We start from the raw sequence: 18305 nt of genomic DNA, 5'->3' as shown, positions 1-18305 counted from the left end.
CTGCGGGCGGAAGTGCGATCGGCGGTGCGGGGGCGGAGGAGGAGCACGATATTCCTTTACAGGCCGGCGCGCCGGATCGAGCCGTCGCGATGGAGGGTGGGATCGGGTCGGAGGAACGTTGAAATGCGGACCATGCGGCACGGATGGCGCGATGACATCGCCATAATCGGCATCGTGCCGATCGGCTTTGTCGCAGGAAAGCGCGATCGCATCCGGATCGACGGCCGGGCCGCGAGCTGCGTGATCAGACTGGCCATCGCTTCCCCTCCGTCGGCTCGCTCGCCTTGCTGCGTCCTAAATATCTTACTAATCAGACTGGTAGCGGTATCGCAAGGCTCGTCTCTCGCGATCGGGGTGGTGGAAGGATGTGGCGTTGAGGTTCTGGTATCCGCGGGCATGGGCGGCCTTCGTCGTGACCGCAAGCGTGGCCGCGGGGGTCCATGCCACGCCGGAAGCGCCTGCGCCTTACGTCTGGCGCAATGTAACCGTGGGGGCCGGCGGCTATGCGCCCAACATCGTCTTCAGCCCGGTAGAGCGTGGTCTCGCCTATCTGCGCACCGATATGGGCGGGGCCTATCGCTGGGACGACGCGGCGCGGCGCTGGGTACCGTTACAGGACGGCAATGCCGTCTCCAGCTACATGGGAATCGAGAGCGTCGTTGCCGATCCGGTCGATGCCGACATCGTTTATCTGGCCGCAGGGATGAACGCGGGGCAACCCGCGGCCATCCTGCGCTCGGCCGATCGCGGTCGCACATGGCGCGTCACGCCGGTGCCATTCGCGATGGGCGGCAATGAACCGGGACGGGGGCTGGGCGAGCGGCTGGCAGTCGACCCCAACGATCCGCGTCGGCTGTTCTTCGGCTCTCGCCACGATGGGCTATGGCGCAGCGACGATGCCGGTGCGCATTGGGCCAAGGTCGCGCACTTCCCGGCGCCGGGTCTCGGCACGCCCGCGCCGCGCACCAGCCACGGCGGCGTCTCGTTCGTCGCGATCGATCCGACCAGCGGGACACGCGGCCAGCCGTCGCGTCGGCTGTGGGCGGGCATCGCCGATCCGGGCGGCGCGCCGCTGTACCGCTCCGACGACGGCGGTGCGACATGGTCGCCCATGCCCGCGCCGCCGCTGCTCGCGGCCAAGGGCGTGCTCGATCCGCGCGGTGTGCTCTGGGTCGGCTATGCCAGCGGCATCGGGCCGAGCGACGCCAGAACGGGCGCAGTCTGGCGCTATACCCCCGGCGGCGAGGCGCGCGACGTCACACCGCATTCGTGGCGCGCCGCCGGAGCCGAAGGCGGCTTTCTGGGCGTGGCGATCGCGCGCTCCTCGCCGGGCACCGTGGCGGTCTCCACCATCGATCGCTACCGTGCGGGCGACTCGCTATGGATCAGCCATGACGACGGCGTACATTGGGAGGATGTCGGGCGGCGTAGCCGCCGGGACGTTTCGGCAACCCCGTTCCTGCTTCACGAAGGCAAGGGCGCGGATTTCGGCCACTGGATTTCAGGTCTGGCGATCGACCCGTTCGCGCCGGATCATGTCGCCTACACCACCGGTGCCACGGTTTATGCAACCGACCGGCTGGGGCGCGACGGTGCGGTACGTTGGGCACCGTGGACCGCCGGGATCGAGCAGACCGCGATCATCACGCTGATCTCCCCGACCGGCGGCGCGCCGCTGATCTCGGGCTTCGGCGACCTCGCGGGTTTCGTCCACGCCGACCTCGATCGCTCGCCCGTGCCAAGCTTCGCCCATCCCTATCTGTCGAATACCAACACGCTGGATTACGCCGGTCATGCGCCGCACATCGTGGTACGCAGCGGCAGCCTTTACGCCGACCGCCCGCGCGACGCGACGCTGGGTCGGTCCGACGATGGCGGTCGTCACTGGACCCCGGTGCGCGTGCCGCCGCTCGGCACCCCCCCGATGCGTGACGATCTCGTCGGGGAAGCCGCGATCACCGTGTCGGCGGACGGCAATGCGATGGTGGTCGCCACGCGCGAGCCGCAGGTATCGCGCGACAAGGGGCGGAGCTGGACGGCGGTGCGCGGCCTTCCCGGCCGAACCCGCGCGGTCGCCGACAAGGTCGATCCGCGGCGCTTCTACGCGGTCGATGTCGAACATGGCCGCCTGTTGGTCTCGACCGACGCCGCGGCCAGCTTCGCGCCGGTCGCCGGACACGGCTTGCCGGGCGATCTTGCCCCGGCCGGACGGCGCGGACGCGAGGCGCAGAGCGCGCTGCTCGCCGCGACAGACCGCGCGGGCGAGATCTGGCTTCAGGCCGGCCAACGGCTGTTCCACAGCCGCGACGGCGGCGCCCGGTTCGTGCCGGCCAGCGGCACGCTTTCGGTCGAACTGTATGGGTTGGGACAGGGCGCGCTATTCGCGATCGGAACGCTGGACGGCGTGCGCGGCATCTGGCGCTCCCATGATGAGGGTCGGCGGTGGACGCGGATCGACGACGACGCCCACCGCTGGGGCGGGCGTTTCCGCGTTATCTCGGGCGATCCGCGCCGGCCCGGCCGCGTCTATGTCGGCACGGATGGACGCGGGCTATTCTACGGCGATCCCGTTCCCGGTACGCCGGGTGCGCAACGCGAAGGGATCACCTCGCCCTCTTCCTGACTGGTCGAGGAGCCGCGCGCAGCGCGAACGGTAATGCGGCGTGCCGACCCCGTCATGGCATCACATTCGGCTGCGTAATAGTTCGGCGGCTTGCGCAGCGGGCATCGGACGTCCGAACAGATATCCCTGGGCGAGGGCGCAATCACGAGACAGCAGATATGCGGCCTGCTCTTGCGTTTCGACGCCCTCGGCGACGACGGTGATGCCCAACCGCTGCGCGAGACCGAGCACGGCATCGACGATCGCGGCATCGCCGGTATTCTCGGCGAGATCCGCAACGAAGCTGCGATCGATCTTGATCACGTCGACCGGAAATTCCCGGAGGTGCTTGAGGGAAGCATAGCCGGTGCCGAAATCGTCGAGCGCGATGCTGACGCCCGCGTCGTGGAACGCCGACAAGGTGTCGCCGACCAGTTCGTTGCCGCGATCGAGGAACACCGTTTCGGTCACCTCCAGCTCGATCAACGTCGCGGGCAAGTCATGCTGGCGAAGCTGGGCCATGACCCTGTCGAACAGGTCGTCCCGCCGGAATTCCGCCGGTGACAGGTTTATGGCGACGGACGCGAGCGTCAGCCCCGCGTCCCTCCATCGCGCCATGTCGAGACATACCCGCTCCAGCATCCGCTCGCCCAGTTCGCTTGCGACGGCCAGATCGTCGAAGGCGGCGGTAATCGTGTCCGGTCCCTGCACGCCGAGGGTGTCGTGTCGCCAGCGCAGCAGCGCCTCGAAACCGGATAAACCACCATCGATCAGCGTCACCTTCGGCTGATAGAACGGCATGATGCGATCGTCGCGTGCGATCATGCGCGCGACCGACAGCATCGACGCGCGGCGCTGCATCCCCGCGCGCATCTCGGATTGAAAGTTCGAGATAGCACCGCGCGCACCGGCCTTGCCGGCGTAGAGGGCGATATCCGCCGCCTTCAACAGATCGTGCGCATCGCGACCGTCGCGTGGAAAGACTGCGGTGCCGGCGGTCGCCTGGCAGTCGAGCGTCATCAACTCCGTCATCAGCGGTTGTCGCAGCGATTGCAGCGCCGCAGCGAATCGGGCGTGCGCGGCCCCGTCGGTGTTCGTTTCGATGAGGGCGGCGAATTCATCGCCGCCCAGTCGCGCCAGCAATGCTCCGTTCCCCATCGCAGCACCAAGCCGGTCGGCCACGGCGCACAGCAGCCGGTCTCCGGCGTCGTGCCCCATGGTGTCGTTAATGTCCTTCAGGTGATCCACGTCGAACAATGCGAGCGTCAGGACCGCGCTGTCGTCGCCGCTTCGCCGGACGATCGCTTCTTCCAGCATCCGGTTGAACGTCGTCCGGTTCGCAAGTCCGGTAAGTGGATCATGCTCCGCCGCCCAGCGGATCCGCTGCTCGGCGGTGATCTGCTCGGTGACGTCGCGGACGGTCACCAGCACGCGCTCGATCCGGTCGTTGGCCGCCTTGACCCGCCAGCCGCTCGTCTGCATCCAGCGTATCACGCCGGTGTCGGCGCGCCTGATCCTCAGCGTGACATCGAACCGCGCGTCGGCGTTTCCGTCCGGGATCGAGTTGATGAGGCTCTGCAGCAACGGCCGGTCCTCCGGAACCACCAGCGCCAGCGCGGTCGCCGGCTCGGCCGGGACGTCACGCTTCAGGCCCAGCATGCCGCGAAATTCGTCCGACCACGTCCGCCGGTGCAGCAGCGCGTCGTAGTCCCAGATCCCGATGCCCGCCGCCTGCGCCGCAAGGCGGAAGCGCTCTTCACTGGCCACCAGCGCAGTTTCGGCGCGCTTGCGGTCGTGAATGTCGTCTAACGTGCCGAACCAGGCGAGCACCAGCCCTGCTTCATCCAGATACGGGGATGCATGCGACCGGAACCAGCGATAGCTGCCCCCGGCGGAGCGGAGCCGGTAATCGACATCGATCGGCGATTGAGCCGCCACCGCATGCGCCCAGGCGTCGAGCGTCGGTTCCACGTCCGCAGGGTGGAGCGCGTCGATCCATCCGTTGTCGAGTGCATTCGCCGGGGCTATGCCGGTGACCTCCTCCCAACGCGAGCTGACCGTACGGATCGCCCCGCCCGGGTCCGCGCTCCAGCTGATGTGGTGAGCCAGCTCGACACTGATGCGGTAATGCTCACTGCCGTGAAGTCCGGCGCATGCTTCTTCGATCCGCGTGGCGCCGGGCGGTTTCGTGAGTGCCGAAGTGGCACCGTCCTTGAACCGTCGCTTTATTCGCCCCGACCGCTGCACGTCCCAACTCCCCCGGTTTGACCTCATCGTACCGTGGCGGCTCCATAAAGTCGTTACGTCACAAGTGGTTATACTTACGTCTAATCTCCGGGCGCGGCTTGGCCAGTCGGGCGACGGCGGGATCAGGCCGCGCGTGTTCCGCGCCACTTGCCGAGGTGTGTGCGTGAGAGGGCTTTACGCCGAGTGTTCCGCCTAACAAACTAGAATAAATAGGTTTTTGGTGAGACTTTGGTCTAAGTTTAGACTGCTTAATCATGAAAATTGAAGTTTGTTAACCAGGCCGGGCGATCGAGGAGCTTCATCCGGGGGAGGTTGTTGTGTCTGCTCTTATCTCTACGAACGACCGGACAGCGCGTCGGCGGTTGCGTCATACGACATGCATAACGACGCTTTTCGCGGGCGTGACGATGCTGCAAGCCTCGCCAGCGAACGCCCAGTTGCTGTCGCTTACCGGGCTGGCGAACGACCTGAATATTCTGACGACCTCGGTAACCGAGCAGGGCATCAAGATCACGGCGAACACGAACCTGACGAACACGCTGAGCACGAACCTGAATGCGCTCACCACGACCGTCGACTCCCAGTCGACGCTGCTGCAGAACGTACAGACCGCTGCGACGGCTACGGCCAGCAACCTCGCGACCGTCACCGCATCGGTTAACCAGCAGCAAACTCAATTGGCCGTCAACAGCAGCTTGTTGAACACCATCGACACCGGGCTGGGCGCGCTGGGATCGACCGTCACTGCGCAGGGCACCACGCTCCTGGGATTGCAGACCGGCCTCGCCGCCAACGTCACGGATGTGGCGTCGCTTTCCACGACGCTGAACCAGCAGGGCGTACAACTTACCGCCAGCCTCGGCGCGCTGGACACGCTCGGGTCGATCGTCACGACGCAGGGCAGCGCCCTCCAGGGATTGCAGACCAGCCTTTCCGCCAACGTCACGGACGTGGCTTCGCTATCCACGACGCTGAACCAGCAGGGTGTGCAACTCACCGCCAGTCTTGGTGCGTTGAACACGCTTACCCAAGACGTGACCTCGCTTGCCGGCTCGGTGATCGATCAGGATCAGACACTGCAGGCGTTGCAGGGGAGCGTGACGACAGTCACGGCCAATGTCGGGGCACTGGCCGGCACGGTCGGCAGCCTCATCGGCGATGTGGCGGTGGCGGGCACGCAGATCGCGCAGCAGGCCACCGAGATCGGGGCGCTTCAGGCGAGTGTCGGCGCCAACGTTGTCGACCTCGCGGACCTGCGCGTGACGCTTGGCACTGCCGCCAGCGATGTCGTGGATCTTTCCTCGCGAGTGGCCGATCACGAAATTCGCATCGGCGCGAACACCGCGTCGATCGGTACGCTCGGTGCGACCGTGACGGCGCAGGGTGGCGATCTGGCGACCGCCGCCGCCAACATCGCGAGCTTGCAAGGTCTGGTGAACACGCAAGCGGGGACGTTGGGTTCGCTGGGCACGACCGTCACTGCGCAAGGGACGTTGCTCAGCGAGCAGGACGCTCGCATCGTCGCCAATGCCGACGCGATTCTGTCGCTGCGCAATATGGCGGTTTCCGGCAACGCCAGTCCGTTGCAATACACCACCTTGGCCGCCCCGACGGTGGCGACGACCACCGCCACCAACGATGTCGCCGTGCTGGGGGCGGAGCCCGGTCCGGTGCGGATCCACAACGTCGGGGAAGGATTGGTCGCCGCCGGTTCGACCGACGCCGTCAACGGTGGACAGTTGTTCGAGATCGGCGAGCAAGTCGGCGGGCTTGCCGCGGCGACCGTGCAATATGACGATGTCACTCGCGCCCGGATCACGCTGGGCGGCGCCGCCGCCGCGCCGGTCGTGCTCGGCAATATCGCGTCGGGCCGCATTGCGGCGGGGTCGATGGAGGCAGTCAACGGCGGACAGTTGTACGACACGAACTCGGCGGTTGCCGCGCTCGGCACCTCGTTGAATGCGCAGGCCGTGCTGATCGGCTCGAATACCACCGCGACTTCGGCGCTCCGCAGCGACATGGAAAACGGATCGATCGGCCCGGTACGCTATTCCGATCCGCTTACCCCGTCGACGCCCAATGGCGGCGTCGTCAGTCAGGGGCTGGCGTTGATCGGACGTGACCCTGCGCCCGTGACCTTGCACAACGTCGCCGACGGACGCCTGGCGGGTGGATCGACCGATGCGGTCAATGGCGGGCAGCTGTTCGCGTTGGCGCAAAGCTATCAGGGGCTTGCCGATCTCGCGATCCGGTACGACGACGCCGCGCAGGCATCGATCACGCTGGGCGCGTCGGGGGTGCCCGTTGCACTGCGCAACGTGGCGGCGGGAACGCTTGCGGCCGGCTCTGGCGACGCGGCTACTGCAGGCCAGTTGTTCGACACCAACCGTAATGTCGACGCGCTCTCCGGTTTCGCCACGCTTCACGCCGGGCAGATCGGCACGCTGGCACAGGACGTGGACCAGCTCGGACAGGCGTTCGACAACGGTGCGCGGGGTCCGATGCGGTACGCAGACGCCCTCACGCCGACGACGCCGAACGGAGGCGTGCGGTCGCAGGATCTGACGCTCGTCGGCGCTGGCAGCGGACCGGTCCGTCTGCACAACATCGCCAACGGGGTGATCGCCGCCGGTTCCCTCGACGCGGTCAGCGGAAATCAGCTCTTCTCGCTCGGCTCGGCGATGGCCGGCGCGCTGGGATCTGGCTTCCGCTACGATCCGCTCAGCGGCTTTGTCGGCGATTACACGTTCAAGGGGCAGTCGTTCACTTCGATACAGTCGGTGTTCGGCGCGATCGAGACGTCGCTCGGCAGTTCGGCCGGCGGCCAGCCGGGCACCGGCGTCCCCGCCGCCGATCTGGACGGCATGAAGTATTTCCACGCCAATTCGACGATGCTCGACAGCGAGGCGTCCGGTTTCGATTCGACGGCGATCGGACCGGCCTCGACCTCTTCGGGTATCGCCGCCATCGCGGTCGGCCGCAACGCCGTCGCCGGTGGCGACAGTTCGGTCGCGATCGGTGACGGCGCCTCGGCGATGAACGGCAAGGCGGTGTCGATCGGTCTCGGCAACGTCGCGTCCGGCGATGGCGCGGTCGCGATCGGCGATCCGAACTACGCGACCGGAGAGGGCGCGACGGCGCTGGGCAAGGACAATAACGCGGCTGGCGTCGGTGCGATCGCGCTGGGCAACGTCAACGTGGCGACCGGCAACGGCAGCACGGCGATCGGCTCCATGAACCGATCCAGCGGGCTGGGGGCCGCGGCGCTTGGCTTCACCAACATCGCCGACGGCAAGGGCGCGATCGCGATCGGCACCAACAACAGCGCGATCGGCGACGGTGCGCTGGCGATCGGTTCCAACGTCATGACCAGCGCGGCCGACACGCTCGCCCTCGGCAACGCCGCAAGTGCCCATGGCACGCGCGCGCTGGCGATCGGCAACAGCGCGGCGGCCACCGCCACCAATGCCGCGGCCTTCGGCTACGATGCGGAGGCGAAGGCCGAATATTCGACGTCTATGGGTACGTTGTCGCGTGCCGAAGGATTTGGCGGCACCGCGCTCGGCACACTGGCCAGCGCCAGCGGCTATGCCGCCAGCGCCCTCGGCTCGGGCGCGATCGCCGACAAGGACGGCAGCGTCGCGCTCGGTTCGGCATCGCAGACGTTGCGCGGCGGAGTGAATGGTTACAGCGCCTTCGGCGTGCGCGGGTTGCAGCAATCGCTCGGTGAAGTCGCGATCGCGCGCAACCTGGCCTATCTCGATCCTGCTACCAACCTGTACTCGCCCACCGGCAACCGGCAGATCACCGGTCTGGCAGCCGGTGCCGAGGACACCGACGCCGTCAACGTGTCGCAGCTTCGCGGTGTGTCAGGTATGATGGGCGCGGCGTTCGTGTCCGGGTTCGGTGGTGGTGCGCGCTACGACAGCGCGACCGGTACGCTCGCCGCACCCAGTTATACGTTGGGCGGGGTCACCTATTCGTCGGTCGGCGACGCCTTGCAGGCGATCAATGCGCGTCTGAACGGCGCCGCGGGTTCGGGCGATGCGGACACACCGGGGAATGGCGGCACCATCGGCGCGCCGCCGGCCGACACGACCGTAGCCGTCGGTACGCCGCCGGCAACCGGCGTGCCGTCCGATGGAGGGTCCGGCGTCGGGTCGGGCGCCACCAACGCGCAACTGGCGGCGACGACGACGCAGCTTGCCGCCACAACGACCCGTGTCGCCGCCGTGGAAACCCGGGTCGGGACAGTCGAGACGAAAGCGGATCAGGCACTCGCCGCCAGCAACCGGTCGATCAAATACGACGATGGCGATGGGACGTCGGTGACGCTCGGCGGTGAGAAGCCGGTCGCGCTGCACAACCTCGCGCCCGGCGTCGCCGACAATGACGCGGTGAACGTGGCACAGCTGAATGGTGCGATGAACAATGCGGTCGCTGCGGCGAACAATTACACCGACCAGCGGGTCGCCGCCTTGTCGTTCGATCTCGGCCGCGTGAACCGCGATCTCAGCGCCGGGGTTGCCGGAGCGCTGGCAATGGCCGGCATGCCGCAGCCCTATGAGGAAGGAAAAAGCATGTTCTCGCTGGGGGCCGGCACTTTCCAGGGTCAGTCGGCGGTGGCGATGGGCGTGTCGCGGATCATGAGCGACGGCCACACCATCATCAAGCTCGGGGCGACCTACAATAGCCGCAAGCGTGTGGGTGCCAACGTGGGCATCGGCTACCAGTTCTAAGGTGTCTGATTGTGGAGCGAGCGTCGGACGGCGCTCGCCCGCCTGTCAGTCCTGCGCGATCTTGCCGGCCTTCGGAGATTTGTAGCCGGGCAGCATGCCCGCGAAGGATTGCGCGAAGGCATGGTGCCGTTCGGTCGGCACCGACGCGACCATCGCGTCGGCGATCGCCTTGATCTCGTCCTGCGTCAACGCGCCGCGATTATGGAGCGTCTGCAACAACGCAACGACACCGATGTAAGCGGTGTCCGCCTGGTGCATCACGGATTCGATCGCACCGGCGATCTTATGAACGTCAGCTACCGCCATGGCGAGAGTCCTTCACCCTAAGTGTTGAAGCTATCATGATAATCTGCTCGTCAGATCGCAAGGCACCTTCTCCCCGACGCGCGGGAAGCCGTCCAGCGACTGCCGCCTGCCGATTTGATGCCGGGTCGGTGACACAGCGCGCGGACATTGCCGCGCATTCAAGATCGCCGACCTCGCAAAGTGGATTCACCCGTCATCTCTCGCGCGGTTCTGCGGCACGCCGGGTCGCGGTAAAAAGTCGGGAGAACGGTATCTATGGCCGGCCGACTTTCAGCCCCGTCCCCTGCAAACGCCGTCCTGACGAGCGTAGCGAAGCAATTACGGATGGACGGAGCAGATCTGCCCGATCGTGCGAGCGCGGATGGCCGAACAAACGGATCATCTTCTTTGGCGAGCAGTCCGGCACCCGTGAAGCGCCGAATGTCGATCCCGCCTAGAAGGTCACCACGACGCTGACCGTATCGGTATAGCTTCCCGCACCGACTGCGGCCTGCGACGGATCGATGCGCGCGACATAGCCATAGAGTTGAAGCGGCGTCGTCGCACCGGTGCCGGCGACGCCGAGCGTACTGGCGGCCAGCGGGGATGTCTCATCCCAGATCGTCGTGCCGTCCGACCGGTACAGATTGTAGTACAGCGGCTTGCCTGCCGAGTTGCGCATCGCGCGCCACGGACGCGACAAACCCGACCCGCCGGATGAAAAGGCCACAGAATATGCCGTGCCAAGCGAGCAGTCGACGGCCACGGCCTGTCGAACGGTCGCGAAACCGCTGACCAGCGGCGCGGCACCGAACGACAGGTTGGGCGCGGCGATCCGGCAGTCGGCGGAAACCACCAGCGTGACGGTGATGGCGGCGCTCGCGGTGCCGGTCTCGCTCAGGATGCACAGGCCGCCCAGGCCGATGCCATGGCAGATGGCATAGTCCCAGCGGATCGTGACGATGTCGGTGTACGTGCCCGGCGGCACGTTCGGCGCGGCGGTCACCGCGGCATTGATCGTGGGGTTGAAGCTGCCCGCGTTCAGGATGCCGAGCAGCGAAAGAAGCGCCGGGTCGAAATAATCGATCGTCGCGCCGCCGTTGAGCGCATAATTGCCGGCGGCGTCGGCGGACAGCCGATAGGGGATGCTCGCCCCGCCGCTACGTAGGGTAAAGCCATTGGTGCTGGTCGCGGTGGCACGGGCCCGGTTGGACGAGATGATGCTGATGAGCGACCCGCTGCACGTAAAACCCGCGGATCCCGCCACCCCGTCGACGCGGCTTTCGCGAACGTCATAGGTCGAACGCGGCGTGAAGGTCAGCGCGCCGCTTGCGACCGAACACAGCGCCAGCGCGGGGGATGCGGCCAACAGCGCCCCGAGCAACACGATGAAGCGCACGATCAACGACATGCGACCGGCCCGATCCGCCCAAACGACGGCAGGTCGGCGGGCACGGCCACGCGTGCGCGGCACGTTCCGCCGTCGGCGCGCACGACGTCCAGCTCGACTCCGCTCGCCACCACACGGTCGAGCACCAGCAACCCGCCCCAACCGATCGGCGACGCGTCGCCATTCGCCACGCGCGCCTCGCCGCCGGGCGCCAGCGGCGCACCGTTCGCGTCGGACAACAGCACCATGACGCTGCGTGTCCGGCGCACCGGCAAATGGATCATCGCGCCGGTGCCGGGCCGCAGCGCGACATGCCGTTCGACCTGCTCGGCGGTGTTGTCGACGGGCAGGTCCAGCGTGTCGATCGAATAATGCGCGGCATAGAAGGCCGCCACGCCGGGGATGAAGAGGTGCCCCTTGGCGCCGGTGCGACCGACCAGCTGGTTTTCGTAGCGGACCGGGACGTTGGCCGCGCCGGTGTCGACGACGGCGAAGGAATCGGGCACTGTCGCCGCCGCGAAGGTCTCGCCGGCCAGCATTACCAGGGCACCGCTGACGCCGGCGTAAATCGACGCGGCGGAACGCGCGGCCGACGCGCCGAGTTCGACGTTCATCGCGCGACCGCGCCAGCCGACGTTGGCCTGACCGTAACCCGCGCCGTCCTCTGCCACCGCACCATCGGCTGCGAAGCCCAACCCGCCCTGGGTCGGGATCGCACGCGAGAAGCCGGCCTGCATCACCGCGCCGCGATCGCGATCGGCGCTGACCCCGGCGTGGACACTGGCTCTGCCGAGCGCCATCACCAACCGCACCTGGCCGCTGGCCTGCGCCCGATCGACATCGTAATTGACGTTGGCGAAGGCGGAGATACGCGGGCCAAGCGCCTTAGACCAGGAGAGCGACGCCAATCGCACGCGAAAGCCGTCGCGCGACCGCGCGTCGACGTAGCCGGCGCCGAAGCTGCCGACCCGCTCCAGCGCGATGCTGCCGCTGACGCGATCGTTGCTGCCACGCCCGCGCCATCGCGCCAGATCGAAGGTGCCGAGGTCGGCATAGCCTTCGCTACGGATATTGTGTTCGGCCCCGATTGCGAAGCGGCGGTTGGTGTAGCTGTAGCCGGCGGTGATCTGGTGACCGATCACGCCGTCGCGCCGGCTCACCGCCACCGCGCCCCGCAGCGCGCCGACATGTCCCGGCGTCCATAATGCCCCGGCGCCGACGTTGGCGAGCCTCGCCGCGCCCTCGCCGTGCAATTCCATCGTCAGCCGGTCGGAAACGCCGTGGCGCAGCGAGCCACTGACGGCGGCGCGTCCATAGCGGAAATTGTCGAGCGCATAGCCGCGACGCAGCTTGCCCAGTTCGGCCGAGAAGTCGGTCATGCCGGGCTTCAGCAATTCGGGTGCGACGTAGAACGGCACCGTCGTGGCGACCTGCCGGCCGACCGCATCCGTGGTGACCACCGTCACCGCGCCGGCGCCGTTGACAACCGGAATGTCGTCCAGCACGAACCGCCCGGGCTGCACCTGCGTCTGGCTTTGACGATAACCGTCGACGAACAGCTCGACGCCGGTCGGCACCGCCGCCTGTCCGGCAAAGCGTGGCAGGGGCGTGGTGATAAGGTCCGGGCGCGCGCGGAACGAGCGCGCTACCTGAACGCCGCCCAGCCGCACCGACGGTGTCCAGCTCAGCGCGTTGGTCATCAAGTCGCCGACCGTCGCCTCGACAAGCCGGTCTTCGTCGACGTGGCGGAAGCGCGTGTCGAGCCGCACGTAACGCGCCCCGCCCATGCCGCCCATGCGGAATGTACCCTGATTGGAGATGACGCCGAAATTACCGAAGAAGCGCTGCTCGGTCCACAACGACGCGCTCGTGCTGCGTCCCCCATGATAGCCGAAGGCCTCATACGCCAGCATGGCGCCGGTATCGGCGGTGGTGGGTGTGCGTGTGGCGCGACGGCTGGCGACATGCTGCACCGGCAGGAATTCGGGCGGCGCGTCGAGCAGCAGGCGCTGGTTGAGCGGATCGTAGCGGGAGCGGAACCCGTCGAGCGCCGCGACGTCGATCGCGCCGGGCGTGTCGAGCGACAGGCCAGCGGTGCGCAGCGCGGCGGCATCGATCCACAGATGCGCGCCATCGACGCGCAACGGCACCAGATCGGGCTTGCCGACGCCGTTCAGGACCAGCTCCACGATCAGGTCGGCCGGCGCGGCGACGGCCACCGATGCTGCATCGTCCGCACGCGCGCTCGCCGGAATGCAGCCAAGCAGCAGTGCGGCAAGGAGAACGGCGATGCGCATGGCTGGCTCACGCCACGCTCAGGACGTCGGCAGCAGCGTCTGGTCGACGCCATTGACCGCCACGGTCACACCGTTGGCGATGTCGCCTGGCGGAACCGGCCAAGCCATCGTCGCGCCGGGCAGGACATAGCCGATCAGGCCACCCGGCGCGCGACCGTCCGATTTGGCGGCGGCGACGCGCAGGTCGGTCAGCCGGGCACGGCCGGTGCCCTGATTGCTCACTTCCAGCATCCGCTCGGTATCGCGCACCACCAGCCGCGCGGTCAGGCGCGGGGCAGGGGCCCCCGGGGCGGGCTGCACGAACAGGGGGATCGCATAGCGCATCTTCACCGAGAGGTGTGCGCTGGCCGCGTCGCCGGACGGTGTGCCCGGCGGCGGCGGCAGTTCGTCGATGAGCAGGCGGTAGCTGCGCTCCTGCGGCGCAGCGGCGGGTTGCCGACGGATGATCCGCACCATCTGACGCTGGCCGGGTCCGACCTTCGCGATCGGCGGACTGGCAACCACCTCGTCCTGATCGATGGTGACGTCTTCGCCGCCGGCCTGTGTCCATGCCAGCGAGCGGACCTGTAGCGTGACGGGCGTGTCGCCCTTGTTCTCCAGCCACAAGGCGGTGGCCTGCTGCGTTCCCGACAGCACGGGGTCGACCGGCCAGATCACGACGGTGGCGGCCGGCGCGGCTGTCGCGATCGACAGCAGGGCGGCGAATGCCAGTGACAGGAAGCGCGAAGACATCGGCCCGATCCTCAGAAGGTAAGCGTCACGCGGACGGTGTCGGTGTAGGTTCCGGCCGGCATCGCCTGCGCAAGTGTCGCCGAGGCGGTGACCGGCAACATGCGACGCGCCACGTCGTCGGCGAAGGTGAGCGTCACCGCCTGCGTCGTCCACGCGGTGGTCCCGCCATCCGCATAGAGCGCGTAGCCCAGCGCCTCGTTGCCGCCGTTGCGCTGCAGACGGCGCTGCCCGGCAACGGCGTGATCGCCCGCATCGGCCGTCACGTTGACGCGCGTGCCGGGTGTGCAGGACAATGCCAGCCCGGCTACCCCGCCGGACAGCAACGTGCCCGTCGCACTGGTGCCCGGCAGTCCGTTGACCGTGCCGAGCGAGATCGCGCCCCAGCGCCCACCCGCCTCGGCGGTGACGACGCAGCCGCGAACGACGGAGGCGGACACTTCGAACGACTGACGCCGGTCGGCGGCCGCAGCCGGTAACACCATCGCGGAGGCGAGGAATAGTGCCGGACCGGCGCGGCCGAGAAGCGACCGGGTCATGATCGTCACCAGCTCAGCGTGACCTGAACGGTGTCCACGTACGCGCCGGCCGGAAGCACATAGCCGGCACCGCTGATCCGTGAGTAGATCGGCACGACGGCGGCGGTGTTGGTCGCAACCGGCAGTGCGATCTGCTGGCCGATGCCGATCTCGGTCGTGCGGCTGGCATCCGTGAACAGTCGGTACGGAACCGACATGCCGTTATACGCCAGCTGGCGTCGCCCGGCCGCATCGTGACTGCCCGATCCGATCGTCAGCTTGGGCGACACACCCGGCGAGCACAGCACCGACATGGCGCCGGTGCCAGCTGCGCCGACCAGTTCGGCATCGGCGGTGCCGAACACGCCGGGCTGATCGGGGAAGCGCAGCGTGCCGACCGTGCCGGCGTTCGCCTGAAGTGCCGCAGCACCGTTAATGACGCAGGCGCTCGTGACGTTCAAAGATACGTCGATCGTGCCTGCGGTGTCGGCACCGGCAGAGGTCGCGATCGTGGCGAATGCCGCGACGGAAGCCAAAAAATGCAACCTAAACAAGTGCCTGTCCTCCCGATTGATGGGCTGGATCTGGCGCTCCCTAGGTAAACAGGTGATTACCTGCCTTTCTCAACACCCTGCGGATTAGACCGATGTCTAACGTCGCCGGCACCTTTTTTGGCTGATACGGGAACCTTCACCCGACTGGCGCGTGCGGTGGATGGTAGTTTTGTACTAGCCACGAATCATTTTTCGTTTCACGTCGTTAAAATCGCACGATAATTTCCGGAGAGTGTCAGGTCGGTCCGTCGCCCGCACATACGGCGGAGATCGATACAGGGGAGAAGCAGGGGTGCCGACGTCACGTGTGCTGGTGGTAGAACATCATCCCCTGATGCGGGAGGGACTGCGCCTCGCCTCCTCCTTCGCGCTACCCGGCGCGGTCGTCGATCAGGCGGCCAGCGTCGCGGAGGCAGAGCAATTGATCGCGCGCACGGCCGGCTATCAATGCTGCATCCTTGATCTGCTGCTACCCGACAGCAACGGTTTTTCGGGGTTGATGGCGATCCAGCACCGGCTTGGCCGCACGCCGATCGCACTGTTCTCCGATCGCGACGGACCGATCCTCGTCAGCACCGCCAAGGCGCTGGGGGCGGCGGGCTTCATCCTGAAAAGCGTCAGCATGGACGAGACGGTGGCGATCCTGCGACGGCTGCTCGCCGGCGGTACGGTGTTCCCCAGCGATGCCGAGCCGTCGCTCCATGCCCAGGAGATGACCCAGCGTCTGTCGACCCTGTCCGCCGCGCAGATGCGCGTTCTGGTCGCGCTTGCGGACGGCCGTGCCAACAAACAGATCGCACGGGACCTGGACGTGAGCGAGGCGACGGTGAAAGCGCATCTGACCGCGATCTTTCGCAAGCTGGGCGTCGTCAATCGGACGCAGGCGTTGCTGACGCTGCAACCGATCTTGGGCGACATCGGGACATCCGCGACAAGGCAGTGAAGACGCGCGCCGTCAACGAAGCCGCCGGGCCCGCTATTCCGATCGCGTAAACCGCAGGATGGCGTAGCCGATCGTCCCGGCGAGGAACGAACCCGCCAGCACGCCGATCTTCGCCTCGGTCTGGAGCAACGGATCGCCGGGAAAGGCGAGCAACGTGATGAAGATGCTCATCGTAAAGCCAATGCCGCACAGCATGGCGACACCCAGCAACTGGCGCCGCCCGGCGTGCGCGGGCATGTCCGCCAGTCCGGCCCGGATGGCAAGGCTCGCGACACCGAACACGCCAACCACCTTGCCGATCGCCAGGCCGGCCGCGACGCCCAGCGTCACCGGCGCGAGAAGCGCACCGGCGGGAAGGCCGAGGACCGGCACTGCCGCATTCGCCAGACCGAACACGGGAACGACGAAAAAGCTCACCGGGACATGCAGCGCCCGCTCCAGCCGGTGCAGCGGGCTTGCGCAGCCCGCATCCGGCCGTGCCGGCGTGCGCGCCATCGGGATGGTGAAGGCCAGCATCACGCCGGCCAGCGTCGCATGGACGCCGGATCGCAACACCAGCACCCACAGCACTATCCCGACGAGGAGATAGGGCGATAGTCGCCGCACGCCGAGGCGGTTCATGAACGCAAGGACGATCAACACGGCGCCTGCCCCGGCGAGATCGGGCAGCGACACGCCGCTGGTGTAGAACAGCGCGATGATCGCGACCGCACCCAGATCGTCGATGATCGCCAGCGCCGCGAGGAACACGCGCAGCGACGCGGGAACGCGGTCCCCGAGCAGCGCGATCACGCCGAGGGCGAAGGCGATGTCGGTCGCTGCGGGGATGGCCCAGCCGGCAGCGGTGGCGCCGGTATTGAACGCCAGATAGACCAGCGCCGGCGCGATCATGCCGCCCATCGCCGCCACGCCCGGTAGAATGCGGCGCGACCATGTCGACAGTTGGCCGTCCACCATCTCACGTTTTATCTCCAGCCCCACCAGCAGGAAGAAGATCGCCATCAACCCGTCGTCGATCCAATGACCGACGCTCAGCGACCCGATGCGCGCATGGAGTATGGCGTCATAGTCCGCCGCCCAGGGAGAATTGGCGATCACCAGTGCCGCAAGGGCCGCGCCCATCAACATCAGCCCGGCGGACGATTGCGAGGCGAGGAAGCGGCGGATCGCGCTCGCACGCAGGTGAGGGGTGATGGTCATGAAGGTTTCCGGCCGAGTGACGCCGCTGGCGGCCCGACCAGCGTGAAAACCTGCCCGTCCCCAGTGAAAAGGAGCCGGCCACCCGCCATGGAATGTCGCATCGCGCGTCTGCCGGCGCAACCCATAACCGCCGGATGCGGTGCTCTTCCTTCGATGTAGTCGGCGCGCGGCTCGAAGGAAAATGCACAAGTGACACCTGCGCCCGATCGCCGTAATCTGTCTGCGTGACCGTCGTCCGGCATCTCCTCGCGCTACGCCACCTGGCCGTGCTGATCTGCGCGGCGGCGCTTCTGATGAAGCTGATCGTGCCGGCTGGCTACATGATCGGCAACGATCACAGTTCCTTCACCATCATGGTATGCCCGGGCACCGCGACCACGACCGTGGACGACGACATGGCGGCGATGCACCATGACGCGCCGGATCGTGGCGCGCCAACCGATCACGGGAAGGTCGACATGCCGTGTGCCTACGCCGGGCTTTCGGCGCAGGTGCTGGGTGCGGTCGATCCCGTCATGCTGGTGGCCGCGCTCGCCGTGGTAGCGGGCATGGCGCTGCGGACCAGACCGCGGGCGCTGCTCCCGGTCGCGCCGTATCTACGCCCGCCTTTGCGCGGACCGCCGCTGCCGTCGACCTGACGGCCGCCTGCTCCTGCGCCGAAGCGCGGGAGCCGATGCGTGGTCGGATACCGCTCGACAGCCTCTGCGCGAACAACCGCGCCGGAGAGCCGGGCCTTGCACCATGGCGTGATGCCGCCCGACCGCCAGACGACCGCGCCCTTGCCGCTGGTCGGGTGCGTGC

At 67.4% G+C, this 18305-nt stretch carries 13 protein-coding genes; 4 read left to right on the top strand and 9 right to left on the bottom strand.

Annotation, left to right across the window (positions count from 1 at the left end; genetic code table 11):
• Positions 1–56: 56 nt before the first annotated feature.
• Positions 57–257, bottom strand: coding sequence for a hypothetical protein (locus ASE95_RS05680; protein ID WP_056632532.1), 201 nt, complete (start codon positions 255–257; stop codon positions 57–59).
• Positions 258–373: 116 nt separating this feature from the next.
• Between ASE95_RS05680 and ASE95_RS05675 the strand changes: the two genes are divergently transcribed.
• The gene (locus ASE95_RS05675) at positions 374–2623 is read left to right on the top strand and encodes a hypothetical protein (RefSeq protein WP_235528198.1); all 2250 of its coding nucleotides are present in this window, start codon (positions 374–376) and stop codon (positions 2621–2623) included.
• Positions 2624–2683: 60 nt separating this feature from the next.
• Here ASE95_RS05675 and ASE95_RS05670 read toward each other — a convergent pair whose 3' ends face one another.
• On the bottom strand, positions 2684–4876 hold the full coding sequence (locus tag ASE95_RS05670) for a putative bifunctional diguanylate cyclase/phosphodiesterase (protein WP_082449568.1): 2193 nt from the start codon (positions 4874–4876) through the stop codon (positions 2684–2686).
• 380 nt (positions 4877–5256) lie between these two features.
• Between ASE95_RS05670 and ASE95_RS05665 the strand changes: the two genes are divergently transcribed.
• The gene (locus ASE95_RS05665; RefSeq protein WP_056632527.1) at positions 5257–9588 is read left to right on the top strand and encodes a YadA-like family protein; all 4332 of its coding nucleotides are present in this window, start codon (positions 5257–5259) and stop codon (positions 9586–9588) included.
• 45 nt (positions 9589–9633) lie between these two features.
• On the opposite strand, the gene ASE95_RS05660 is transcribed toward ASE95_RS05665, so the two are convergent.
• The 6 genes from ASE95_RS05660 to ASE95_RS05635 form a co-directional block, all read right to left on the bottom strand.
• Positions 9634–9894, bottom strand: a complete 261-nt coding sequence (locus ASE95_RS05660; RefSeq protein ID WP_056632524.1) for a hypothetical protein — start codon at positions 9892–9894, stop codon at positions 9634–9636.
• A 433-nt stretch (positions 9895–10327) separates the two neighbouring features.
• A complete protein-coding gene (locus ASE95_RS05655; RefSeq protein ID WP_056632521.1) occupies positions 10328–11284 on the bottom strand; it encodes a Csu type fimbrial protein in 957 nt (318 codons plus the stop codon).
• Positions 11275–13560, bottom strand: a complete 2286-nt coding sequence (locus ASE95_RS05650) for a fimbria/pilus outer membrane usher protein (RefSeq protein ID WP_056632518.1) — start codon at positions 13558–13560, stop codon at positions 11275–11277. The genes ASE95_RS05655 and ASE95_RS05650 overlap by 10 nt, the downstream gene beginning before the upstream one ends.
• A gap of 18 nt (positions 13561–13578) precedes the next feature.
• The gene (locus ASE95_RS05645; RefSeq protein WP_056632515.1) at positions 13579–14292 is read right to left on the bottom strand and encodes a fimbrial biogenesis chaperone; all 714 of its coding nucleotides are present in this window, start codon (positions 14290–14292) and stop codon (positions 13579–13581) included.
• Positions 14293–14303: 11 nt separating this feature from the next.
• The gene (locus ASE95_RS05640) at positions 14304–14828 is read right to left on the bottom strand and encodes a Csu type fimbrial protein (RefSeq protein ID WP_156347887.1); all 525 of its coding nucleotides are present in this window, start codon (positions 14826–14828) and stop codon (positions 14304–14306) included.
• Between the two features lie 5 nt (positions 14829–14833).
• Positions 14834–15343: a Csu type fimbrial protein gene (locus ASE95_RS05635; RefSeq protein WP_056632508.1), complete on the bottom strand. Its 510-nt coding sequence runs from the start codon at positions 15341–15343 to the stop codon at positions 14834–14836.
• 310 nt (positions 15344–15653) lie between these two features.
• On the opposite strand from ASE95_RS05635, the gene ASE95_RS05630 reads away from it, so the two are divergent.
• Positions 15654–16304 carry a response regulator transcription factor gene (locus ASE95_RS05630; RefSeq protein WP_156347886.1) on the top strand — a complete coding sequence of 217 codons (651 nt, stop codon included), beginning with the start codon at positions 15654–15656 and terminating at the stop codon, positions 16302–16304.
• Positions 16305–16337: 33 nt separating this feature from the next.
• Here ASE95_RS05630 and nhaA read toward each other — a convergent pair whose 3' ends face one another.
• Positions 16338–17504 (bottom strand): Na+/H+ antiporter NhaA, encoded by a 1167-nt coding sequence (gene nhaA, locus ASE95_RS05625; protein ID WP_056632505.1) that lies wholly within the window; start codon positions 17502–17504, stop codon positions 16338–16340.
• Positions 17505–17728: 224 nt separating this feature from the next.
• On the opposite strand from nhaA, the gene ASE95_RS05620 reads away from it, so the two are divergent.
• Positions 17729–18142, top strand: a complete 414-nt coding sequence (locus ASE95_RS05620) for a DUF2946 family protein (protein ID WP_056632502.1) — start codon at positions 17729–17731, stop codon at positions 18140–18142.
• The last annotated feature ends 163 nt before the right edge of the window (positions 18143–18305 follow it).

The sequence above is a fragment of the Sphingomonas sp. Leaf231 genome (assembly GCF_001421995.1).
Taxonomy (GTDB): Bacteria; Pseudomonadota; Alphaproteobacteria; order Sphingomonadales; family Sphingomonadaceae; genus Sphingomonas.
The sequence above is the reverse complement of the archived record's forward strand: the minus strand, read 5'-3'. Positions and strand labels throughout refer to the sequence as shown.